This window comes from Acuticoccus sediminis, assembly GCF_003258595.1.
Classification (GTDB): domain Bacteria; phylum Pseudomonadota; class Alphaproteobacteria; order Rhizobiales; family Amorphaceae; genus Acuticoccus; species Acuticoccus sediminis.
Window position 1 is genome coordinate 57,504 of the sequence record NZ_QHHQ01000010.1, and the last position, 21,365, is coordinate 78,868.

Consider the following 21,365-nt stretch of genomic DNA (forward strand, 5'->3'; position numbering starts at 1 on the left):
GTCGCGGCCGGTGGCGGCGCGGCCGGACGGGCTGGGCGTGCGGGGAGGCTTCGGGCACAAAAAAACCCGCCGGACGGGCGGGGTTGGGTGGTACCGACACCTGGGTTCGAACCAGGGACCTCTGGATCCACAATCCAGCGCTCTAACCAGCTGAGCTATGTCGGCACGGAGCTGCGACGGGTCGTTGCCGCGTCGGTGGGGAGCATATGGCACATAAAAAGCGCGTCGGGAAGCCCGACGCGCTTTCACTTTGGACTTACGCGAATGGGATTACGCGTTGAACTTGTGAGTCGCGCGCTCCCAGGCCTCTTTCATCGGGCCGGAGGTCTCGGAGGCCAGCTTCTGCGCGGTCTCCTGCATCTCACGGGCCTGAGAGGCGAAAGCCTCGAACTGCTCACGCGCGAACTTGGTCTGCAGCTCGACGGCCTCCGAAACGGTCTTCGCGCCGGCAACTTCCTTCGCAAAGGCGAAGACGCGATCGGTGTTGGCCTGGGCCTGATCGATCAGCTTCAGGTTCAGCTCGGTGAACGACTTCCGAGCGGTCTCGTAGGTATCTTCCATCATGTCAGTCGCCTCCTCTGCGGCGTTGCGGGCATTTTCGTAAACTTGACGGGCCGTGGAGATGCCTTGTTCGGCCATCTCACGGACCAGCTTGGGGGTATCGTACCCCGGAAGGGCGGACGCGAACTGGTCGGTCGCCTTATCGGCAGCCTTGAATGCCTGGTTCACGACGGTGTCCGGGGTCGGAATGTTATCTTCGATCGACATTTTGACCTCCTCAACGGATCGCGGTTGTCAGAGCCGCGGCCATTATGACCGCGGTTCATTCGCCGCTGCCAACCCCTATGTAGCGCACCCATTGTGCAGTGCAACATATTTTTTGCGGTCGCTCAGAGTTGACCACCCGACGGGACGCTGCCTTGCAAAATCGTCGGGGGAAAACGACAAACGCGGCGATATTCCCCGCGTCCGCGTTGCACCCAGTTTAACACAATGGCAGCAAAGGTTGGTCGCAGTATTGGAAACTCACGTTACGGCAAGGAGATGGCATGGAGGCGGACGCTCCGATCGATATCGGCCGATTGTCACGGCCCGAAGCCGACGCGTTCCGCTACATTGCAAAGGCGCTCGGCGCGCAGTTTGCCGGTGACCTGCCCGATGATCTCGACCCCGACCCCCTCTCCCGCTTCGCCGGCGAAGTGTTCACCACGCGGTGGGACAAGCCGAAGGGTTCGATGCACGACGTAGCCCCGGTCGACGAGAAGGCGTGCGCCCTGCTGGAGCGCCTGCCGATCGCCTGCGTGGTGATCGTCAACGACGACATCGCCTTCATCAACCGCGCGGCCGTGATGCTGTTCGGCTATTCGTCGGCGAACATCCTCGAGGCCGCCGGCGGCACGGGGGCGCTGTTCGCCAGCGGCCGCCGCGAGCAGCCCGGCATCATGACCATGCGCACCGCCGAGGGGCAGACCTTCGGCGCCCGGGTCACGATGGCGACGATCGAGTGGGGCGGCGAGAAGGCGATGCTGCTGACCGCCCTGCCCTCGGAGGCGCCGTCCGGCGACGCGCGGGAGGGCAAGGCCGAGGAACCGAGCATCGACCCGCTGCTCGCGGTGATGGACGCCAACCCCGACCCGATCGCCATCGTCTCGCGCGGCGGGCACGTCGAGCTCTACAATCGCGCCTTCGAGGCGTTGCGGCCGGGCCGCAAGCCGGTCCGGCTCGAGGAGCTGCTGGACGCCGGCGACCTGCGCCACGTGTTCGACGTGATGAACCTGTCCTTCCTGCTCGCCGAGGGACCGGCCCGCTCGCCGAAGCCGGTGACGGCCGGGCAGGACCAGTATGCCCTGAGCGTCGGCGCGCTGCGGGAGCAGCAGCTCGCCTGCCTCGTCTTCCACAAGGTTCCGCCGGCACAGGCCGCCGCCGACGAGGCGGATGCCCCCGAGCCCGAGCCCGAGACACTGGCCATCGAGCCGCCGGCCGCCGTCGAGGCGCGCGTCGTGGCCCTGGACCAGACGGGCGCTCGTTCGGATGACGTGGAGGTGGTCGAGGTCCCGCGGGTGATCGAGGCGGAGCCGGTGATCGAGGCGGTGGCCGTGGAGACACCCGTCGGGGAGACCGCCGAGGACGAGGAGGCAGCGGCCCTTCCGGGCACGCCGCTGATGCGGGCGGTGCGCGACGTCAGGCGGCTGGTCCACGACGCGGCGGTCCTGCTCGTCTCGGACCGCGACGAGCTCGCCGAGGAGCCGGCCTCCCGCGCGGGCGACGAGGAGGTGGACCTCCTGCGCCTCGTCCTTCTCACCATCGCGACGCGCGGCGAGCCGCGCGCGGTGCTCACCGTGCGGCGCGACGGCGCGTCGATCGTGGTCGATGTCCCGGGGGCGCCGGAGCGCGCACTGGAGCGGGTCTCCGGTTCGGACCGCATCGCGACCCTCGCCGGGGTCGCGCATCGGACGGTCACGGTGGATCTGGCAGGGTCGGTGACGATTGCGCCCGCGGAGGATGTCGCGGACACGGACGTCGAGGAGAACTGAAGCGCCCGGGGCCCGTGCGCGAAGGCCCGGTCCGGCCACCAGTCCCTCCGGCGGCCCGCGCCTTGCAGCGCGAGGGCCGAGGCGGCGGTCAGACGGTGACGGGGTCGCGCAGTTCCTGCTCGGGCATCGGCACCCGCGGCTCGGACTTGGACTGACGGATCGTCAGCGACGTGCGCACACTCTCCACATTGTCCGCGGACGTCAGCGTCTCGATGATGAAGTTCTGGAACGAACGCAGCGTCTCGGTGATGCAGAAGAGGACGAAATCGACCTCACCGGACACCATCCAGGCATCGCGAACGATGGGCCAGGCGCGAAGCTGTTCCTCGAACTTCACGAGCTCGGCTTCGGTCTGGTTCTTGAGGCCGACGAACGCGAAGGCGGTCAGGTCGTACCCGAGCTCCTTTTCGTCGATCAGCGTGCGGTATCCCGTGATGATACCGTTCTGCTCCAGGGCACGGACGCGGCGCAGACACGGTGGCGCGGAGATCCCGGCGCGCCGCGCCAGTTCCACGTTGGTCATGCGCCCGTTGCTCTGCAACGCAGCAAGGATCTTCCAATCTACGGAGTCGAGGCGGACTTTCATGGCGGACGCGCGTATGCTCGCTTCTATTCAAGCTTGAAGGTTTGAGGACTTGTATCCTTTGGGTCCTACGTCAACCGTCCCTTCGCAAGAATTCTGTTCACAAAATGATACACCGGGGCGATCGCGCTGCCTCATTGTTTCAGCAGCGGGAAAGATAGGACATCACAGACAGGCTGTCGCCATCGCACGACGGTTACCATTCCGATATAGCGCCGTTGTTGCAGAAGAGTTCCCTCTGCCACCCCAATTAGATTCAGAAACTGTTCTCGTCATTGCTGCCGGGCGACAGAGTTTGACCCCTGCCCGGGCCATCGCCCGGCTGCCGTCGCCGCGGCCCTTCGTCCTCGCCCTGCAGCCGGTTTACTGGCGCCCGCGCGACTTCGACATGATCTGGGCGCCGCGGCACGACCGCCGCTGGGTAGACATCGCATTGCCGCCGCGGCTCGAGACGATCACCGCCCCCTCCGCCGTCGAGGCGGCGGACCGAGAGCGCGGCGCCGCCCTCATCGCGGCGCGGCTGCCGGAGCGGCGACCGCGCCTCGTCGGCGTCCTCGTCGGCGGCACGACGTCGCGCGACCGGTTCGGCGAGGCCGAGGCGGCAGCGCTCGGCGCGGCGCTCGCGGCGTTCGCCGCACGGCACGGGTGCGCCCTCGCCGTCACGGCGTCGCGCCGCACCGGGGCGGCGCAGACCGCCGTCCTGCGGGCCGCCCTCGCCGCGACGCCTCATACTTTCGTCGACGCCGGCGACGACGACGCCTCGCTGGCCTACGCGGGAATCCTCGAACTTTCCGATGCACTTATCGTCACGGCGGACTCCGTCGCGATGCTGAGCGACGCCGCGACGACGGGAAAACCCATCCTCGGATGGCGAATCGGTCGTGGAAAAGCGAGATTCGAAAAATTCTACAGCAGCCTGATCGCGTACGGTGCGATGCGCTGGTTTGCTGGGGATTTCCCCCAATGGTCCTATATTCCGTTGGATTCGGCCGGCGTGATCGCTGAGGCGTTGCGGTCCCGGCTGGGGTTGTCCAATGTTGCAGCGCAGCACAAATAGAGGTGCGTCGGCCGGCCTGTCCTCGCGAAAGGCGATCTTCATGAGTGATTCCGAGAACAACATCGTCAGGACCAAACTGCTGATCATCGGCTCGGGCCCCGCGGGGTACACGGCGGCGATCTATGCTGCGCGGGCCATGCTCGAACCGGTACTGGTCGCGGGCATCCAGCCCGGCGGGCAGATGACGATCACCACGGATGTCGAGAACTATCCCGGCTTCGCCGACGTCATCCAGGGTCCCTGGCTGATGGAGCAGATGCGCGAGCAGGCCGAGCACGTCGGCACGAAGATGCTCTACGACCATTTGACGGCGGCCGACCTCAGCCAGCGCCCCTTCCGGTTCGAGGGCGACAGCGGTACGAGCTACGTCGCCGACGCCGTGATCCTCGCGACCGGCGCCCAGGCCAAGTGGCTCGGGCTGCCGTCGGAGGAGCAGTTCAAGGGCTACGGCGTGTCCGCGTGCGCCACATGCGACGGGTTCTTCTACCGCGGCAAGAAGGTCCTCGTGGTCGGTGGCGGCAACACCGCCGTTGAGGAGGCCCTCTACCTGACCCATCACGCCGACAAGGTGACGCTCGTTCATCGCAGGGACAGTCTGCGTGCCGAAAAGATCCTCCAGGATCGCCTGTTCGCGCATCCGAAGATCGACGTGATCTGGAACGCCGAGATCGCCGAGGTCGAGGGTGCGCACGATCCTCTCGGCGTCACCGGCGCCACGCTGCGGGACACGGTGACGGGCGAGGAGCGCAAGGTCGAGGTGGACGGCGTCTTCGTCGCCATCGGCCACGCCCCGCAGACGGAGCTGATCAAGGACCAGCTTCGGCTCCGCTCGTCCGGGTATGTCTGGACCGCGCCCGACTCCACCGCGACGTCGGTCGACGGTGTCTTCGCGGCGGGCGACGTGACGGACGAGATCTTCCGTCAGGCCGTTACGGCGGCTGGCATGGGTTGCATGGCGGCGTTGGAGGCCGAGCGCTGGCTCGCCGCCAACCCGGCACGGCAGAACGAAACACTCGCGGCCTGAGGCCGCCACGCCCCCGAGCGGGCCTTGAAGGCAAGACAAGATGGACTGGGACAAGCTGCGGGTTTTCCATTCTGCTGCGCGCAAAGGGAGCTTCACGCACGCCGGAGAGGAACTCGGCATCAGTCAGTCGGCGGTCAGCCGTCAGGTGCATGCGCTCGAGCAACAGGTCGGCGTCGCCCTCTTCCACCGGCACGCCCGCGGGCTGCTGCTGACGGAACAGGGCGAGAAGCTCTTCCGCACGACGAGCGGCATTGCGCGTGAGCTGCAGGCGGTCGAGGGGGCGCTGGTCGACTCCCGCGACCGGCCGCGCGGCGTGCTGCGCGTGACGACCACGATGGGCCTCGGCACGACGTGGCTCTCCTCGCGCATCGCCGACTTCGTGGAGACCTACCCCGAAGTCCAGCTCCTGATGATCTTCGACGACAACGAGCTCGACATCGGCATGCGCGAGGCGGACATCGCCATCCGCTGGCGTCAGCCGACGCAGCCGGACCTCGTCCAGCGCCGCCTCTTCACGGTGCACTTCCACGTGTACGCCTCGAACGGCTACATCGCGAAGTACGGCGCGCCGGGGACGCTGGACGAGCTGGATGGCCACCGCCTGGTGACCTTCGGGCCGAACCCTCCGGGCTACCTGCGCGAGCTCAACTGGCTGGAGATCGCCGGCCGCTCGGCGGACGATCCGCGGCCGGCGAACGTGCGCATCTCCAACATGCCGGCGATGAAGAACGCGATCGCGGCGGGCGCCGGCATCGGCGTCCTGCCGGACTTCATCGTCGAGCGCGACGCCGACGACCTGGTGCGGCTCGACCTCGGGGCCGAGGCGCCGACCTACGACCTCTACTTCGTCTATGCCGAGGAGTTGCGCTCGTCGGCCCGCGTCCAGGCCTTCCGCGACTTCATCGTGGAAAAGGCGGAGGGATGGCGGTTCTGACCGCCACCACCGCGGGGACGGACGCCGGCGCCGAGCCCGCACGGGCCGCCGGGGCACGCCGGCGCGTCGCATGGCTCGACGCGGCGCGCGGCGTCGCGATCGTCGCCATGGTCCTCTACCACGGCTCGTTCGACCTCCTGTTCTTCGGCTACGTCGACTGGCCGGTGACGTCGCACCCGCTGTGGCGCGCCTTCGCGGCCGGGATCGCGTCGACCTTCCTGTTCCTCGTCGGTGTCAGCCTGGTCGCCGCGCATGGCAACGGAATCCGCTGGCGGCCCTTCCTGAAGCGCCTCGCATGGGTCGTCGCCGGCGCGGCGGCGGTCACCATCGGGACGGCCTTCGCGATGCCGATGCCGATCTACTTCGGCATCCTGCACGCCATCGCCCTCTTCAGCGTGCTGGCGCTGCCGTTCGTGCGCGCGCCCGTGGCCCTGACGGCGGCCGTCGCGGCCGTCGTCTTCGTGCTTCCGCACGTATGGCGCGACGCGCTCTTCTACGCCCCGTGGGCCTACCCGTTCGGCCTCGCCCCGCACATGCCGGTGACGTTCGACTACGAACCGATCTTCCCCTGGTTCGCGGTGACGCTTCTCGGCGTGGTGGCGGGACGCCTCGTGCGGCTGGTGCCGGGCGAGAAGCCCGTCGGGCCGGTCTGGCGCAGGATCGCCGTGCTGGGGCGCTGGAGCTTCCCGATCTACCTGCTACACCAACCTGTGTTGTTCGGGGCACTGATGGGGATCGCGATGCTGACCCGGCCCTGAGGCCCTGTTCATCCGAGGTTGGCACGGCCTACGCTATGGACGCTTCGTGTTCCGAGCCTTGGAAAGTCCTTCCCTTATGGTGCCGCACTGCGCCCGGCTCTTGGTGGCTCTGGCCATCGTGACGGCACTGCTGACGACGTCGCCGGCCGATGCCGGGCCGCTGCCGGGCTTCGCACCGGAGGTCGGGGCGGGCGTCGAGCTGGTCCAGGGCTATTGCGGGCGGCAGAATTTCGTCTGCCAGCGCAACTTCGGCCAGGGCCGCCGCTACCGCCGCTGCATGGCCCGGAGCGGCTGCGCGGTGCGGGGCGGCGGAAACGGCGGCGGCAACCGCTGCGAGGCGCGCGCCCGCTTCTGCGCCCGGCGCTTCCAGAACGGATCGCGCCAGTTCAACCGGTGCATGCGCCGCGGCGGCTGCTGAAATCCGGCCGACACGCTGAATAACGCGACTCGTGCGGCGCCACGCATTGGAGGTCGCGGCCGGCTGTGCCATATGGTGCTGACGGCGCAAGGGAGCGGACCTGTGGAACGCACGCGCAAATCAGATCAGACAGGCTCGATCGAGACGTGGGCGAACGAGCTTGGAACGGACGACGCCGGCCTCCCGGAGAGCGACGGCGCCGAACCCGCACGCGCGCCCGCCTCCAGGGCCGGGAACGGGACCAAGGCCCCCGCGAAGGCTGCCACGGCGAAATCCGCCAAGTCCGGCGGCAAGACCGCGAAGGGCGCCAAGACCGAGGGTAAGACCCGCGCCAAGGGGAGCGCCGCATCCGGCCGCACCTCGCGCGGGACGTCGATGGGCGGCAAGGCCTCGGCCCGTGACCGCGCCGCGTCCGGCCTCAACCCGGTCGCCGGCCTCGACATCGCGCTGGAAGACGCCGAGGCGCTGCCCGACAGCGGCGCCACCGCGACCGTCGCCGCGCTCGAAAGCCTCATCCAGAACGGCCGGCCGGAGTTCCGCGCCGGCGAATGGACTCCGCACCGCCCGCCCCGGCCGGACAAGTCCGAGGGCGGGGTCCCGCTGGACCTCGTCTCCGAGTACGAGCCCAAGGGCGACCAGCCGCAGGCCATCGCCGAGCTCGTCGAGGGACTGAAGCAGGAGGACAAGACGCAGGTTCTCCTCGGCGTCACCGGCTCCGGCAAGACCTACACGATGGCCAAGGTCATCGAGGAGTTGCAGCGTCCCGCGCTGGTGCTGGCGCCGAACAAGACGCTGGCGGCCCAGCTCTACGGCGAGTTCAAGTCCTTCTTCCCGAACAACGCCGTCGAGTATTTCGTCTCCTACTACGACTATTACCAGCCCGAGGCGTACGTGCCGCGGACGGACACGTACATCGAGAAGGAATCGTCGATCAACGAGCAGATCGACCGGATGCGCCACTCCGCGACGCGCGCCCTGCTGGAGCGGGACGACGTGATCATCGTCGCGTCCGTGTCGTGCATCTACGGTATCGGCTCGGTCGAGACCTATACGGCGATGACGTTCTCCATCCAGGTGGGCGAGCGTCTCGACCAGCGGCAGCTTCTGGCCGACCTCGTGGCGCTGCAATACAAGCGCTCCGACGCCAACTTCATCCGCGGCACCTTCCGCGTGCGCGGCGACACGGTCGAGATCTTCCCGGCGCACTACGAGGACCGGGCCTGGCGCGTGTCCCTCTTCGGCGACGAGGTGGAGTCGATCACCGAGTTCGACCCACTGACGGGCCGGAAGTCCGAGGAGATGGAGCTCGTCAAGGTCTACGCGAACTCGCACTACGTCACGCCGCGGCCGACGCTGCAGCAGGCGATGAGGTCCATCAAGGAGGAGCTGCGGCACCGCCTGGTGGAACTGAACAACGCCGGCCGCCTCCTCGAGGCGCAGCGGCTGGAGCAGCGCACGCGGTTCGACCTCGAGATGCTGGAGGCGACGGGCGTTTGCAACGGCATCGAGAACTATTCGCGCTACCTGACGGGCCGCAAGCCCGGCGAGCCGCCCCCCACCCTCTTCGAGTACCTGCCCGACAACGCCATCGTCTTCCTCGACGAGAGCCACGTGACGGTGCCGCAGATCGGCGCCATGTACAAAGGTGACTTCCGCCGCAAGGCGACGCTCGCCGAGTACGGCTTCCGCCTGCCCTCCTGCATGGACAACCGCCCGCTGCGGTTCGAGGAATGGGACATGATGCGCCCGCAGTCCGTCGCCGTCTCCGCCACCCCCAGCGGGTGGGAGATGGAGGAGGCGGGCGGCGTCTTCGTCGAGCAGGTCATCCGCCCGACGGGCCTCATCGACCCGCCGGTGGAGATCCGCCCGGCCAAGCACCAGGTCGACGACGTGCTCGGCGAGATCCGCGAGGTGGCGGACAAGGGCTATCGCACGCTCGTCACCACGCTGACCAAGCGCATGGCCGAGGACCTCACCGAGTACCTGCACGACAACGGCGTGCGCGTGCGCTACATGCACTCAGACATCGACACGATCGAGCGCATCGAGATCATCCGCGACCTCAGGCTCGGCACCTTCGACGTGCTGGTCGGCATCAACCTCCTGCGCGAGGGGCTCGACATCCCCGAGTGCGGCCTTGTGGCGATCCTCGACGCCGACAAGGAAGGCTTCCTGCGATCCGAAACGTCGCTCATCCAGACCATCGGCCGCGCGGCGCGCAACGTCGACGGCAAGGTGATCCTGTACGCCGACCACATGACGGGCTCGATGGAGCGCGCCATCGGCGAGACCAACCGGCGCCGCGAGAAGCAGCTCGCCTACAACGAGGAAAACGGCATTACGCCGGAGTCGGTGAAGCGGTCCATCGGCGACATCCTGGAGAGCCTCTACGAGCGCGACCACGTGCGCGTCGACAAGGGGATGGCCGAGGCCGCCCACGGCGCCATCGGCCACAACATGGCGGTCACGGTCGAGGACCTCGAGCGGCGCATGCGCGAGGCGGCGGCGAACCTCGAGTTCGAGGAGGCGGCGCGCCTTCGCGACGAGATCCAGCGCCTGCAGAAGACCGAGCTCATGCTCTCGGCGGACCCGATGGCGCGCCAGCGGGACATCGAGATGTCGGCCGGCCGCTACTCGGGCGAGCGCGACTACAACGCCTCGGCGACGCTCAAGACCCGCGCCAAAAAGCCGGACCTCGACAACATGGGTCCCGGCACCGACCGAGGTCGCGTCCGCCGCGCCCCGCTCCTCGACGGCGTCGAGGACGAGCGCGACCTGCCCCCCACCCGCGCGCGAAAAAACAATCTCGACGAGATGACAGTGAAGCGCACGGAGAAGTACAAGGCCAAGGCGCCGCCGCCGAAGCCGGACGACGACCCCGGCGTCGTCCTGCGCCACAAGGTCGGCGTGGGCAGCTACGAAGACCCCGCCGACGAGAAGCGGCGCGGACGGCGCAAGAGGAAGACCGGGCGGCCGGGAAACTAGCCGCGCGGCCATCGCCTCGGCCACCGCCCCCGCGACCCGGGGGAACGGGTCATGTCGAAGCAACCGTTGTCATTGAATCGTTTCGGTACGTGAGGCGCCGATGAGCACGCACACCACCCAGACCCCTGAGCTCGAAGTCATCACGAAGCTCAAGGCGGAACCGCCGAAGCTGCACAAGGTGCTGCTCCTCAACGATGACTACACGCCGCGCGAGTTCGTCGTGCGGGTGCTGAAGGCCGTCTTCCGCATCGGCGGCGAGACGGCCTACACCATCATGATGACCGCCCACCAGAAGGGCTCGTGCGTGGTGAGCGTGTACCCGGCGCAGATCGCCGAGACCAAGGCCAACGAGGCGAACGCGATGAGCCAGGACGCCGGCCACCCGCTGCAGTTCACCACCGAGCCCGAGGAATAGGCCCGCCGACCGGATTGTTTTTCAGCGACCGGCTCTTTTCAGGGTAAATCATTGAAAGCTAACGAGAAATCCCGGTCCCGCCGTCGAGGCGGCCGGGATTTCTCGCGTCTCCATGTCCGTGATGGAGGGGAACTGCGCACCCTGTGATCTCTAGCACAGGGTGCCGGCGGGATGTCCCCCATCTCATGGTTGTCGCCGGGACAGACCGGCCTCGAACAACACGGAGACAGACATGACCATCAAGACCGCCATCCTCGCCGCCGTGATCGGGCTCGCCACCGTCACCGGCGCCAACGCCGCCTACTCCGCCCCGCTGGGCGCCCCCGCCGCGCAGGCGGACGCCGGGATCACCCTGGCCGGCTATCACGGCCACGGCTATGGCCACAAGTACCATCACCGCAAGTACTACAAGCAGCACGTCTACTTCGAGAAGCACTGCTACAAGAAGAAGTACAAGGTCTACAGCCACCACCACCACGGCTACGTCTACAAGTTCAAGACCGTGTGCTACAAGCAGCCGGTGTACTACTAAGCGGGAGGGGCCTTCGGGCCCCTTTTTGCGTGGCCCGGCGGCATGGAGCGGCGCGTCCCGTGCGCCCCGCCTACGCCTGGTCCGCCCGCGCCACCGCCCGCAGCACGGCGCGGACGAAGCGCTCCCGCTCCGGCGGCAGCGGCTTGTTCGCCAGCGCCGCGACATGCGCGGCGAGGAAGTAGCCCGTCAGGCGGAAGCCGTCCGCCAGCGTCGCCGCATCGCACAGCGCGTCGCTCGTCAGGAAGGCCGGGAGCGGCAGCATCCGGTCCGCGTAGCGCGCGCCAGGCCCCCTGCCCACCGCCCGCCCCGTGCGCGGCGAGACGTAGACGAGGTCCTCCGTCGCCCCCGTCGCCGCGCAGTGGCTGAGGTCGAGGCCGAAGCCGAACTCGTCCAGCACGATCAGCTCGAACCGCACCCCCGCCTCCCCCGCCGCGCGCGGCAGCGCGAAGGCTTCGATCAGCGCGTTGGCGGCCGCGTAGAGGCGCGGATGCGGATCGCGCTCCGGCAGGAAGGCGAGGAGCGAGGCGATGGAGCCGATCCCGAACGCGCCCCAGGCGCTGTCCATCACCAGCCCCGCGCGAGCCTCGATCAGCTCCAGCGCGAAGGTGCCGAGCTGGTCCTCCAGCCGTCCGCGCCACGTCACCTCGACGCGGTTGCCCGGCTGCACCAGCGCACGCATCGTCTTGGAGCGCGCGCCGCGCACGAGGCCGGAGGCCCGCCCCTCGTTCGGCGTCAGCACCTCAATGATCTTGGAACTTTCGCCGAGCGGGCGCGCGGAGAGGATGAGGGCCTCGTCCTTCCACTCCATCAGCGCGCCGCCCGGACCATGCGCGTCCCCCGCTCAGCGGGAGAAGTCGAGGCCCATCACGCGGTAACGCTCGGGATCGTCGGTCCACCGCGGACGCACCTTGACGAACAGGAAGAGGTGAACGGGCGCGCCGACCAGCTTGGAGATCTCGTATCGCGCGGACATCGAGATGGCGCGGATGGTCTTGCCCTTCTCGCCGAGCACGATCTTCTTCTGCCCGTCACGCTCGACGAAGATCGCCTGCTCGATGCGCACGGACCCGTTGCGCAGGCTCTTCCACGTCTCTGTCTCGACGGTCGCCGAATAGGGCAGCTCGTCGTGGAGGCGCAGGGTGAGCTGCTCGCGCGTGATCTCGGCCGCGAGCTGGCGCATCGGGATGTCGGAGATCTGGTCTTCCGGGTAGAGCCACGGCCCCTTCGGCACGGAGAGGGCGAGGTGGCGTGACAGGTCGTCGACGCCGTCGCCGGTCTGCGCGGAGATCATGTAGGTGTCGTCGAAGCGGGTGATCTCGTTGGCCGCCTGGGCGAGCGACAGGAGCGCCGGCGGGTCCACCAGGTCGACCTTGGTGAGCACCAGCGTCTTCGGCTGGCGCACCTCGGTGAGCTCCTCCAGGATCTTGGCGTTCGCTTCGGTGATGCCGCGCTTGGCGTCGATCAGCAGGCAGACGCGGTCGGCGTCGTAGGCGTGCGTCCAGGCGGTCTTGACCATCGCCCGGTCGAGCCGACGCTTCGGCGCGAAGATGCCGGGCGTGTCCACCAGGATGATCTGCGCCGTGTCGGCCATGACGATGCCGCGCACGATGGCGCGCGTCGTCTGCACCTTGTGGGTGACGATCGAGACTTTCGCGCCCACCAGGGCGTTGACGAGCGTCGACTTGCCCGCGTTGGGCGCGCCGATCAGCGCGATGATACCGCAGCGCTGCTGGTCCATCGGGATGGACGGCGCGTCGGGCATGTCCGCGGCTGCGGGCGGGGCTTCGACCGCCTCCACGGCTGCGGGGTCGTTCTCGGAGGCAGCGTCATCGGCGGCCGGCTTGGGTTCGTCGGCCACTTATGAGGGCTCCCGTTGAGACAGACGTAAAAGTGCGGCGCGGGCGGCGTTCTGCTCGGCCTCGCGCTTGGAGCCGCCCTCCCCTTCGGCGAGGACCTCCTCGCCGTTCACCACCTCGATGACGAAGTGCGGCGCGTGGTCGGGGCCGGTGCGGACCTTCAGGCGGTAGACGGGCGGACGGCCGCCCTCGGCCTGCAGGCGCTCCTGCAGGCTGGTCTTGGCATCGCGGTCGATGCCCTTGTCGTCGAGGAGCGGCCCCCAGACCCTGAGGATCGCGGCCTCGGCGGCGGCGAACCCGGCGTCGAGGAAGATCGCGGCGAGCACGGCCTCGCAGGCGTCGGCGAGGATCGCGGCCTTGCGCCGGCCGCCGGCCTGCGCCTCCGCCGCGCCGAGGCGCAGCGCATCGTCGATGCCGAGGAGGAGCGCGCGGTCGGCGCAGGTTTCCTTGCGCACCAGCGCGTTGAGCCGGCGGGCGAGGTCGCCTTCGTCGGCGGCCGGGTCGCGGCGGTAGAGCTCCGCCGCGATGGTGAGGCCGAGGACGCGGTCGCCCACGAATTCCAGCCGCTGGTAGTTCGGGCCGCGGCCGTTGGCGTGGACGCTGGCGTGGTTCAGGGCCTCGATCAGGACGGTCCGGTCGGCGAAATTGTGCCCCAACCGAAGCTCAAGCGTGTCGAGCGTCTCGTCAGACCGTTGGGCCACCGAAGTTGTCTCCTACAGGGTTGTGAATATGCGGTCCCACCGGACGGCCCACGGCCAATTCCAGATCTGCCAAATGGGAGTCCCCTCGCCGATTGAGAAGAAGATAACTTCGGCGCGACCCACAAAATTCTCGAACGGCACGTATCCGACGCCGGACTGGCTGCGGCTGTCGGTCGAGTTGTCCCGATTGTCGCCCATCATGAAGTAATGGTCCGCGGGGACGGTGTAGACCTGCGTGTTGTCGAACAGGCTGTTGGGGCTGGAATCCAACACCTCGTACGTCACCCCGTTCGGCAGGGTCTCCTCGTAGCGCTCGGCCCGGACCTCGCGCCCGTTGGCGCCGACTTCGACATAGTCCGAAAGCCGGCGGCGGGGGACGGCGACGTCGTTGATGTAGAGGATACCCTCGCGCACCTGGATCCGGTCGCCCGGCAGACCGATGACGCGCTTGATGTAGTCCGTCGCGTTGTCGCGCGGGAGCTTGAAGACGGCGACGTCGCCACGCTCCGGCTTGGAGGCGAGGACGCGGCCCGACATCGGAATGAATCCGAACGGGACCGAATACCGCGAATACCCGTACGAATATTTCGAAACAAAGAGATAATCGCCCACCAGCAGGGTGTCGACCATCGAGGCAGACGGGATATTGAACGGCTGGAACAGGAACGTCCGGATCACCAACGCGATCAGAAGTGCCTGAACGATGACCTTGATCAACTCGTACAGGCTGCCCTCGCCATCCGACGTCTTTTCTTTCGCCACGCTCATCGAAACCCCTTGTGCGGCGCGTACTCAACACGCCCTTCGCCGCCGGGCGGCACGAACCCTTCGCTCTTAGAGCGTCAGGCACTGTCAAGCAATCGACGGTCAACGCTCGGCGCTGGCCACCAGTTACCGAGGAATGGCCTCGATCACCACGAAAGCCTGCGCCAGGGGGTGATCGTCGGTCATGGTGAGATGGATCGCCGGGACATGTCCGTCGGGGATCATCGCATTCAGTCGGCTGAGCGCACCGCCGGAGAGGTGCAGCGTCGGCTGGCCGGACTTCAGGTTAACCACGCCCATCTCACGCCAGGCAACCCCCATGCGGATGCCTGAGCCGAGCGCCTTCGAGCACGCCTCCTTGGCGGCGAAGCGTTTGGCGTAGGTCGCGGCGGGCTGGACGCGCCGCTCGGCCTTGGCCCGTTCGATCTCGGTGAAGACGCGTTGCGTGAAGCGGTCGCCGAACCGGTCCAGCGTCTTCTGGATGCGACGAATGTCGATGAGGTCCGAGCCGATGCCGATGATCACTTCTCGCCCTCGTGCTCGATCTCCCTGATCCGCTCCGAGGGCGCGATCAGGTCCGCAGGGGTGATCTCCACCGGGTGCATGCGGCGGTTGTGGGCGGCGGCCGCGAGGCGGGCGGCCCGCAGCGACTGCGACATCATCACGGTCGAGCGCACCAGCAGGTAGAACCCGCCGCCGATGACCGCGCCCATCACAGCGCCGCCGACGAACATCGGCTTCAGCGTCGGCCAGATGGTGTCGAAGGACTGGGTCAGGAGGTCGAAGGAGATCTCGAGGTCGCCGGGGTGGACCGCGCTCGGCGAGGGGCCGAGGATCAGTTCGCCGAGCTGAAAGGAGCTCAGCCAGATCAGCGGGAACGTCAGCGGGTTCCCGACGGCGGTGCCGAAGGCGGCCGCGATCAGCGAGCCGCCGACGACCCAGGCGAGCGCGAACGACAGCAGGAAGTGGAAGCCGACCAGCGGCGTGCACGATGCGAACGCGCCGGCCGCGACTCCCGCGGCGATGGCATGGGGGGAGGCTTCGAGACGCAGGACGCGATGCTTGTAGTAGCGGAACGATCGTCCGAACGACCGACGTGGCCAGGCCGCAATCCGCAGTCGCTCACGAAATGACGGCCGTGCCCTGCGGGCGAACAGCATGAAACCTCCTCCGAACCCGACGGACCGCGCCCCGAGAGGCTGGCTTAATGGCTGGTGCGTGCTGCCTCGGCCACCGTCGTCAGCCCCCGCAACCTGTCGAGTACCCGTGACAGATGCGCGGAATCACGCACCTCGATATGGAGGCTCAGCTCACGATAATCAGGGGTCTTCATTACGACAGTGAGTTCGCCGAGATCAGCGTCCTCGGATTCGAGCGCTTCGGCGATCTCTGCGAACACGGTTGGCCGGTTCGACGCGACGACCCGGACAGCAGCTGTATAGAGCGTCCCCGCGGCGCCGGAAAGATCCCACGACACGTCGACCCAGCAGTGCGGGTCCGCAGCGACCGCGGCCATCGCCTCGTTGGCCCCTGCGGGGTAGATCGTCACACCCTCCCCCGGCTGCAGGATGCCGACGATGCGGTCGCCCGGGATCGTCGGGTGCAGGGGGGCGAAGGTGATGGGCAGGTCCTCGGCATGGCCGCGGATCTTCACGGCCGCGCCGTTCTTGCCGAGCACCGGCGGCACGCCATCGTCCGGCTCGTAACCCAGCGCCAGCAGCGCTTCGCCCGCGGAGATCTGGCTGCTGCCGATGGCGTAGGCGATGCTGTCGGCGTCGGAATGGCCCAGCCGCTCCGCCGCAAGGGCGAGCGAGGGCTGGTCGGTGAGCCCGCGGCGGACGACCTCGTTCTCGAACAGCTGGCGGCCGAGGCGGACGAACTTGCGCCGGTCCTGCTCGCGGTTGGCGCGGCGGATGGCGGCGCGCGCCTTGCCGGTGACGGCGAGAGCATGCCAGGCGGAGGGCGGATGCGCGCCCTCCTTGCAGAGGATCTCCACCTCGTCGCCGTTCTGCAGCGGCGTCACCAGCGGGCGCGGGTGGCCGTTGATGCGGCAGCCGGTACAGGTGTTTCCGACGTCGGTGTGGACCTGGTATGCGAAGTCGATGGGTGTGGCGCCCGGCGGCAGGGCGATGAGCTTGCCCCGCGGGGTGAAGCAGTAGACCCGGTCCTGGAACAGCTCGAGCTTGGTGTGCTCCAGGAATTCCGCCGAGGAGCCCCCGTCGGACAGCAGCTCGATGGTGTGGCGCAGCCAGGCGTAGGCTTCCGAATCGCGGGCCAGCTCGCCGTGGCGGGGCGAGGTGCCGTCCTTGTAGAAGGCGTGCGCGGCGATGCCGTACTCGGCGAGGCGGTGCATCTCGTGGGTGCGGATCTGCAGCTCAATGCGCTGCTTGCGCGGACCCACCAGCGTGGTGTGGATCGAACGGTAGCCGTTCTGCTTCGGCGTCGAGATGTGGTCCTTGAAGCGGCCCGGGACCGACTGCCAGATCGTGTGCACCACGCCGAGCGCGGCGTAGCAGTCCGCCGTCGTGTCGACCAGGATGCGGAAGCCGTAGATATCCGACAGGTGGTCGAAGTTGATCGACTTGCGCTGCATCTTGGCGAAGATCGAATAGGGCTTCTTCTCCCGCCCGGTGACCACGGCGGCGAGGTCGTTGAGCCGCAGCCGCTCGGAGAGCTCGGACTCGATCTCGGCCAGGATGGACCCGACGGCGGCGCGGCGCTCGGCGAGCTTGGCCTCGATGACGGCCGCCTCCTCCGGATGGAGGACGTGGAAGGCGAGGTGCTCAAGCTCCTCGCGCATCCAGAAGATGCCCATCTTCCCGGCGAGCGGGGCGTAGACCTCCATCGTCTCCTGGGCGATGCGGCCGCGCTTGTGCACCGGCACCCAGTGGATGGTGCGCATGTTGTGCAGCCGGTCGGCGAGCTTGACGAGGAGGACCCGCACGTCGTCGGCGACGGCCAGGAGGAGCTTGCGCAGGTTCTCGCCCTGCTTGTCGGCCTGGCTGACGAAGTCGAGCCGGCCGATCTTGGTGAGGCCCTCGACGAGCTTGCCGATGCGCGGTCCGAAGAGCTGATCGATCTCGGCGCGGGTCGCGTCGGTGTCCTCGATCGTGTCGTGCAGGAGCGCGGTCGCGATGGTGGAGTCGTCGAGACGCATCTGCGTCAGGATCGCCGCGACTTCGAGGGGGTGGGAGAAGTACGGGTCGCCGGAAGCGCGCTTCTGGCCGCCGTGCTTGGTCATCGAGTAGACGTAGGCGCGGTTCAGGAGCGCCTCGTCCACGTTCGGATTGTAGGCCGCGACTCGCTCGACCAGTTCGTACTGCCGCATCATCGGCCGTTGCGGCCCTTCCGCTGTCCCCCCAGAAAACGTTAGCTGGGGGTGGGACGGCTGCGCTGCAATACGCGTCTGGACCTCGCCAGCGTGAACGTCGTTGCCGGTCAGGGTCCGCAGCATCGTCGGGTCTGGTGCCTCCGATTAGACCTCTTCGGTCCGCTCCGGCGGCACGAGCGTCTCCATCGCGCGGAGAAGCTCGTCCTCGGACATGGAATTGAAGGTCTGGTCGATGGAATCCTCGGCACCGGAGGACTGCTGGATGGCAGCCTGCGACGGCACCTCGGCCTCGGGCTCGTCCACTTCGACGTTCTTCTGGAGGGAGTGGATCAACTCCTCCTTAAGATCTTCGGGGTGAAGTCGCTGGTCAGCGATTTCGCGAAGGGCGACCACCGGGTTCTTGTCGTTGTCACGATCGACCATAATGGGTGAACCGGACGAGATCATGCGGGCACGGTGGGCCGCCAGCAGAACCAGCTCGAAGCGGTTCTCCACTTTGTCGACGCAATCTTCCACTGTAACGCGCGCCATGGCGGACTCCGAAATGAGTTGACAAGAAGGGTGTCCCGATACCAAGCACACTCGACCGACGCAAGCGTCATGTTGTAGCATCATGTGTCATGGGGAGGGGCGGTCCCCTTTTTGGCCCCTATTTGTGTGATAGCAGTGCTTCCGCATTCCCGGACCAGTGCGTCGCCTTGAACATATGAACAGAAAGACCCCGAATGTTCGACCCCCGAGAGAAGATCGCTCTCTTTATTGACGGCGCCAATTTGTATAGCGCCGCGCGATCGCTTGGATTCGATATTGATTATAAGCGATTGCTCTCCGTCTTTGGTGAGAAGGGGTATCTCCTTCGCGCCTACTACTACACTGCACTCGCCGAGGATCAGGAATTCTCGACGCTCCGCCCGCTGATCGACTGGCTCGACTACAACGGTTATTCCGTCGTGACGAAACCGTTGAAGGAATTCTACGATCAGAGCGGCCGCCGGAAGGTCAAAGGCAACATGGACATCGAGCTGGTCATCGATGCCATGGAACTGGCCGACCAGGTCGACCACATCGTGCTCTTTTCCGGGGATGGCGACTTCCGTCGCCTCGCCGAGGCGCTCCAGCGCAAGGGCAAGAAGTTCAGCGTCGTGTCGACGCTGCAGACCCAGCCGCCGATGATCGCCGACGACCTGCGCCGCCAGTCCGACCACTTCATCGAGCTGGCCGACCTGCAGGCCCAGATCGGGCGCGACCCGTCCGAACGCAATCCGCGCCCCGAGCGTGAACGCGTGACCGCCGAACGTCACGTCCATCCGACGGCTTGAGGCCCGGATCGTCGGACCAGCCGCGGGATCCGGATCGGAATTGTCCGCTCTGCCCGCGGCTCGTCGCCTACCGTGAAGAACAGAGGGCCCTCGAGCCCGACTGGCACAACGCGCCCGTCCCGACCTTCGGGGACACGGGCGCGCGCCTCCTCGTGGTCGGCCTCGCCCCCGGCCGCACCGGTGCGAACCGCACCGGACGCCCGTTCACGGGCGACTACGCCGGCGTCCTCCTCTACGCTGCCCTCTCCGCCGCCGGCTTTGCCAACGGCCGCTTCGACGCACGCCCGGACGACGGCCTCGTCCTGACCGACGCCGCCGTCACCAACGCCGTGCGCTGCGTGCCGCCGCAGAACAAGCCGACCACGGCCGAGATCCGCGCCTGCGCGCCCTTCCTCAGCGCGACGCTCGCCGCCCTTCCCCAGGTCGAGGTCGTCCTGGCGCTCGGCCGCATCGCCCACGACGCGGTGCTGCGGACCATCGGCGCCCGCCTGTCCGCACATCCCTTCAAGCACGGGGCGGTCCACAGCACCGCGTGCGGCCTGAAGGTGGCCGACAGCTACCACCCCTCCCGCTACAACGTGAACACCGGCGTCCTGACGGACGCGATGTTCCACGCGGTGCTCGCCAACGTCCGCACCCTGGTCGACGGAACCGAGGACGGCAGCGCCGCCATCGCCGCGCGCTGAGCGGACCGGCGGGCCACCGAACGACGGGCTGAATCGGGGCGCGCGAAGGCGCCCCCCGTCGCCTCCCGCACCGGCGTATTTCAGGAATGCACGAAGCGTCCGGCATGACAGTCATGCAGCGCTGGCGGACAGGCGGCGGAACCGCTACCGGACCCAGTCGACGCTTCTGAAACGCAAAGCGGCCCGCCGGTGAGGCGGGCCGCTTTTCTGTTCCGATCGTCCGTCCCGCGCCGTCGGCGGCGGTCCGAAGCGCTGATGGACACCGGCCCGGGGGCGGGCCGGCGCACCCGGCCGTTATCTGCCAAACCTGGTGCTGAGTGTCAGGCCCGTGATGACCTGCTGCACCGCCGGCTCGATGATCGTGAGGAACTTGTTGAACTCGACCGAGGGGTGCGTGGACACGTAGAGCAGGTCCTCGTCGCGCAGCTCGAACGTCTGCATCAGGAAGAAGCTCTTCGGATCCTTCAGGTTGAGGCGGTAGACCACCGGCACCATCGTGCCAGCGTGCGCCACGCTGGCCCGGTCGGAGAGCTGCTTGGCGATGGAGTCGGGCTCGAAGCGGAAGAGGAAGATGCCGCGCGCGTCCGCCTGCAGGTCGTTGAGGCCGCCGGCCTTCGCCAGACCCTCGGCAAGCGTTACGCGGCGCGCCTCGAACGGGATCTCGGATTTCGTCGTGGTGGCGCCGTAGACCGTATAGCTGCGCGGCGCTGCGGCGAGGAGGATCGTGTCGCCCGGCTGGACGGCGACGTTGTCCTCCGGGTTGTCGAACAGGTCCTCCATGTCGGCGCTGGCGACCTTGGAGCCGCGCCGCAGGATGATCCGCGTCTGGAAGGTCGGGATCTTCGAACCGCCCGCCGCCGCGATCACGTCCAGCACGCGGAAGCCGGAGACCGGCACCGGGACCTTACCGCCGGAGCCGACCTCGCCCAGGATGGTCACCGTATTGACCACGCTGTTGGCGACGAGGACCTGGACCTGCGGCTGGATCGCCTTGTCCTGCAGCGCCTCCTCGATGGAGACGCGCAGCGACTTCGGCGTGCGCCCGGCGGCCTGCATCGTGCCGACGTAGGGGACGAACACCTGACCGTCGTTGTCGATCACCGAGGTGATGGAGGTCGCCTTGGAGTTTTCCGAGGAGAACAGGCCGTCCGCGCCGGCCTCGAAGATGTTGACGGTGATCTGGTCGCCGATGGCGAGGCGCACCTGCGCGTCCCCGAAGTCGACCCGGTAGAAGGAGGAGAAGCCCTTGGCGCGGTACTGGCCGGTGACGTTCGCCACGTGCTCGTTGATGTCGACGACGACGTACGAGGCCGGGGGCCCGTTCTCCGGCTGGGTGTCCATGATGACGTTGGCAGAGGGGCCGCTCGACGGCACAGCGCCGCAGCCAGCGAGAGCTGCCACACAGGCCAGCGCTATCCACCTCAGCATCATCGAGAGGTCCCCGTTCCGTACACAACACCGAAACGC

At 67.7% G+C, this 21,365-nt stretch carries 22 protein-coding genes and 1 tRNA gene; 11 read left to right on the forward strand and 12 right to left on the reverse strand.

The window, feature by feature from the left end; all coding sequences use genetic code 11:
* Positions 1 to 88: 88 nt before the first annotated feature.
* Positions 89 to 165 (reverse strand) — tRNA-His (locus tag DLJ53_RS30435).
* A 105-nt stretch (positions 166 to 270) separates the two neighbouring features.
* The gene (locus DLJ53_RS30440; RefSeq protein ID WP_111352094.1) at positions 271 to 768 is read right to left on the reverse strand and encodes a phasin; all 498 of its coding nucleotides are present in this window, start codon (positions 766 to 768) and stop codon (positions 271 to 273) included.
* A gap of 281 nt (positions 769 to 1,049) precedes the next feature.
* Here DLJ53_RS30440 and DLJ53_RS30445 point away from each other — a divergent pair, with 281 nt between their 5' ends.
* Positions 1,050 to 2,534 carry a nitrogen regulation protein NR(II) gene (locus DLJ53_RS30445; RefSeq protein WP_111352095.1) on the forward strand — a complete coding sequence of 495 codons (1,485 nt, stop codon included), beginning with the start codon at positions 1,050 to 1,052 and terminating at the stop codon, positions 2,532 to 2,534.
* A gap of 88 nt (positions 2,535 to 2,622) precedes the next feature.
* Here DLJ53_RS30445 and DLJ53_RS30450 read toward each other — a convergent pair whose 3' ends face one another.
* Positions 2,623 to 3,120, reverse strand: coding sequence for an Lrp/AsnC family transcriptional regulator (locus DLJ53_RS30450; protein ID WP_111352096.1), 498 nt, complete (start codon positions 3,118 to 3,120; stop codon positions 2,623 to 2,625).
* Between the two features lie 292 nt (positions 3,121 to 3,412).
* Between DLJ53_RS30450 and DLJ53_RS30455 the strand changes: the two genes are divergently transcribed.
* From DLJ53_RS30455 to DLJ53_RS30490, 8 genes are all read left to right on the forward strand, one after another.
* Positions 3,413 to 4,174: an ELM1/GtrOC1 family putative glycosyltransferase gene (locus DLJ53_RS30455; protein ID WP_244935199.1), complete on the forward strand. Its 762-nt coding sequence runs from the start codon at positions 3,413 to 3,415 to the stop codon at positions 4,172 to 4,174.
* 40 nt (positions 4,175 to 4,214) lie between these two features.
* Positions 4,215 to 5,198, forward strand: a complete 984-nt coding sequence (trxB, locus tag DLJ53_RS30460; RefSeq protein WP_111352098.1) for a thioredoxin-disulfide reductase — start codon at positions 4,215 to 4,217, stop codon at positions 5,196 to 5,198.
* 40 nt (positions 5,199 to 5,238) lie between these two features.
* A complete protein-coding gene (locus DLJ53_RS30465; RefSeq protein ID WP_111352099.1) occupies positions 5,239 to 6,132 on the forward strand; it encodes a LysR family transcriptional regulator in 894 nt (297 codons plus the stop codon).
* Positions 6,120 to 6,890 carry an acetyltransferase domain-containing protein gene (locus tag DLJ53_RS30470; RefSeq protein WP_111352100.1) on the forward strand — a complete coding sequence of 257 codons (771 nt, stop codon included), beginning with the start codon at positions 6,120 to 6,122 and terminating at the stop codon, positions 6,888 to 6,890. The genes DLJ53_RS30465 and DLJ53_RS30470 overlap by 13 nt, the downstream gene beginning before the upstream one ends.
* A gap of 118 nt (positions 6,891 to 7,008) precedes the next feature.
* Complete coding sequence (locus DLJ53_RS30475) at positions 7,009 to 7,308, forward strand: hypothetical protein (RefSeq protein WP_146620145.1); 300 nt, start codon at positions 7,009 to 7,011, stop codon at positions 7,306 to 7,308.
* Between the two features lie 72 nt (positions 7,309 to 7,380).
* A complete protein-coding gene (gene uvrB, locus DLJ53_RS30480; protein ID WP_111352102.1) occupies positions 7,381 to 10,293 on the forward strand; it encodes an excinuclease ABC subunit UvrB in 2,913 nt (970 codons plus the stop codon).
* A gap of 100 nt (positions 10,294 to 10,393) precedes the next feature.
* A complete protein-coding gene (locus tag DLJ53_RS30485; protein ID WP_111352103.1) occupies positions 10,394 to 10,708 on the forward strand; it encodes an ATP-dependent Clp protease adaptor ClpS in 315 nt (104 codons plus the stop codon).
* A gap of 232 nt (positions 10,709 to 10,940) precedes the next feature.
* On the forward strand, positions 10,941 to 11,240 hold the full coding sequence (locus DLJ53_RS30490; protein WP_111352104.1) for a hypothetical protein: 300 nt from the start codon (positions 10,941 to 10,943) through the stop codon (positions 11,238 to 11,240).
* 70 nt (positions 11,241 to 11,310) lie between these two features.
* Here the strand turns inward: DLJ53_RS30490 and recO are convergent, their stop codons facing one another.
* The 8 genes from recO to rpoZ all read right to left on the reverse strand — a co-directional run bounded on the left by recO (position 11,311) and on the right by rpoZ (position 18,424).
* Positions 11,311 to 12,048 carry a DNA repair protein RecO gene (gene recO, locus DLJ53_RS30495; protein WP_111352105.1) on the reverse strand — a complete coding sequence of 246 codons (738 nt, stop codon included), beginning with the start codon at positions 12,046 to 12,048 and terminating at the stop codon, positions 11,311 to 11,313.
* 33 nt (positions 12,049 to 12,081) lie between these two features.
* Positions 12,082 to 13,002 (reverse strand): GTPase Era, encoded by a 921-nt coding sequence (gene era / locus DLJ53_RS30500; protein ID WP_111352199.1) that lies wholly within the window; start codon positions 13,000 to 13,002, stop codon positions 12,082 to 12,084.
* Positions 13,003 to 13,098: 96 nt separating this feature from the next.
* On the reverse strand, positions 13,099 to 13,797 hold the full coding sequence (rnc, locus tag DLJ53_RS30505) for a ribonuclease III (protein WP_111352106.1): 699 nt from the start codon (positions 13,795 to 13,797) through the stop codon (positions 13,099 to 13,101).
* A gap of 12 nt (positions 13,798 to 13,809) precedes the next feature.
* Positions 13,810 to 14,565 (reverse strand): signal peptidase I, encoded by a 756-nt coding sequence (gene lepB / locus DLJ53_RS30510; RefSeq protein ID WP_111352107.1) that lies wholly within the window; start codon positions 14,563 to 14,565, stop codon positions 13,810 to 13,812.
* Positions 14,566 to 14,688: 123 nt separating this feature from the next.
* Positions 14,689 to 15,087: a holo-ACP synthase gene (gene acpS, locus DLJ53_RS30515; RefSeq protein ID WP_111352108.1), complete on the reverse strand. Its 399-nt coding sequence runs from the start codon at positions 15,085 to 15,087 to the stop codon at positions 14,689 to 14,691.
* Positions 15,084 to 15,722, reverse strand: a complete 639-nt coding sequence (locus tag DLJ53_RS30520; protein WP_111352109.1) for a DUF2062 domain-containing protein — start codon at positions 15,720 to 15,722, stop codon at positions 15,084 to 15,086. The genes acpS and DLJ53_RS30520 overlap by 4 nt, the downstream gene beginning before the upstream one ends.
* Positions 15,723 to 15,766: 44 nt before the next feature.
* A complete protein-coding gene (locus DLJ53_RS30525; RefSeq protein WP_111352110.1) occupies positions 15,767 to 17,893 on the reverse strand; it encodes a RelA/SpoT family protein in 2,127 nt (708 codons plus the stop codon).
* 144 nt (positions 17,894 to 18,037) lie between these two features.
* Positions 18,038 to 18,424 carry a DNA-directed RNA polymerase subunit omega gene (gene rpoZ / locus DLJ53_RS30530; RefSeq protein WP_111352111.1) on the reverse strand — a complete coding sequence of 129 codons (387 nt, stop codon included), beginning with the start codon at positions 18,422 to 18,424 and terminating at the stop codon, positions 18,038 to 18,040.
* Positions 18,425 to 18,618: 194 nt separating this feature from the next.
* Between rpoZ and DLJ53_RS30535 the strand changes: the two genes are divergently transcribed.
* Together DLJ53_RS30535 and DLJ53_RS30540 are read left to right on the forward strand one after the other, a co-directional pair.
* Positions 18,619 to 19,212 (forward strand): LabA-like NYN domain-containing protein, encoded by a 594-nt coding sequence (locus DLJ53_RS30535; RefSeq protein WP_111352112.1) that lies wholly within the window; start codon positions 18,619 to 18,621, stop codon positions 19,210 to 19,212.
* Complete coding sequence (locus DLJ53_RS30540) at positions 19,209 to 19,898, forward strand: uracil-DNA glycosylase (protein WP_111352113.1); 690 nt, start codon at positions 19,209 to 19,211, stop codon at positions 19,896 to 19,898. The genes DLJ53_RS30535 and DLJ53_RS30540 overlap by 4 nt, the downstream gene beginning before the upstream one ends.
* Positions 19,899 to 20,192: 294 nt before the next feature.
* On the opposite strand, the gene DLJ53_RS30545 is transcribed toward DLJ53_RS30540, so the two are convergent.
* Complete coding sequence (locus tag DLJ53_RS30545) at positions 20,193 to 21,299, reverse strand: polysaccharide biosynthesis/export family protein (protein WP_162409713.1); 1,107 nt, start codon at positions 21,297 to 21,299, stop codon at positions 20,193 to 20,195.
* Positions 21,300 to 21,365 lie beyond the last annotated feature (66 nt).

What these genes read in the sequence shown, in the direction of transcription:
- DLJ53_RS30440 (WP_111352094.1), bottom strand. Translation starts at nt 768, where the DNA reads ATGTCGATCGAAGATAACATTCCGACCCCGGACACCGTCGTGAACCAG.
- DLJ53_RS30445 (WP_111352095.1), top strand. Translation starts at nt 1,050, where the DNA reads ATGGAGGCGGACGCTCCGATCGATATCGGCCGATTGTCACGGCCCGAA.
- DLJ53_RS30450 (WP_111352096.1), bottom strand. Translation starts at nt 3,120, where the DNA reads ATGAAAGTCCGCCTCGACTCCGTAGATTGGAAGATCCTTGCTGCGTTG.
- trxB (WP_111352098.1), top strand. Translation starts at nt 4,215, where the DNA reads ATGAGTGATTCCGAGAACAACATCGTCAGGACCAAACTGCTGATCATC.
- DLJ53_RS30465 (WP_111352099.1), top strand. Translation starts at nt 5,239, where the DNA reads ATGGACTGGGACAAGCTGCGGGTTTTCCATTCTGCTGCGCGCAAAGGG.
- DLJ53_RS30470 (WP_111352100.1), top strand. Translation starts at nt 6,120, where the DNA reads ATGGCGGTTCTGACCGCCACCACCGCGGGGACGGACGCCGGCGCCGAG.
- uvrB (WP_111352102.1), top strand. Translation starts at nt 7,381, where the DNA reads ATGGTGCTGACGGCGCAAGGGAGCGGACCTGTGGAACGCACGCGCAAA.
- DLJ53_RS30485 (WP_111352103.1), top strand. Translation starts at nt 10,394, where the DNA reads ATGAGCACGCACACCACCCAGACCCCTGAGCTCGAAGTCATCACGAAG.
- DLJ53_RS30490 (WP_111352104.1), top strand. Translation starts at nt 10,941, where the DNA reads ATGACCATCAAGACCGCCATCCTCGCCGCCGTGATCGGGCTCGCCACC.
- recO (WP_111352105.1), bottom strand. Translation starts at nt 12,048, where the DNA reads ATGGAGTGGAAGGACGAGGCCCTCATCCTCTCCGCGCGCCCGCTCGGC.
- era (WP_111352199.1), bottom strand. Translation starts at nt 13,002, where the DNA reads ATGCCCGACGCGCCGTCCATCCCGATGGACCAGCAGCGCTGCGGTATC.
- lepB (WP_111352107.1), bottom strand. Translation starts at nt 14,565, where the DNA reads ATGAGCGTGGCGAAAGAAAAGACGTCGGATGGCGAGGGCAGCCTGTAC.
- DLJ53_RS30520 (WP_111352109.1), bottom strand. Translation starts at nt 15,722, where the DNA reads ATGCTGTTCGCCCGCAGGGCACGGCCGTCATTTCGTGAGCGACTGCGG.
- DLJ53_RS30525 (WP_111352110.1), bottom strand. Translation starts at nt 17,893, where the DNA reads ATGATGCGGCAGTACGAACTGGTCGAGCGAGTCGCGGCCTACAATCCG.
- rpoZ (WP_111352111.1), bottom strand. Translation starts at nt 18,424, where the DNA reads ATGGCGCGCGTTACAGTGGAAGATTGCGTCGACAAAGTGGAGAACCGC.
- DLJ53_RS30535 (WP_111352112.1), top strand. Translation starts at nt 18,619, where the DNA reads ATGTTCGACCCCCGAGAGAAGATCGCTCTCTTTATTGACGGCGCCAAT.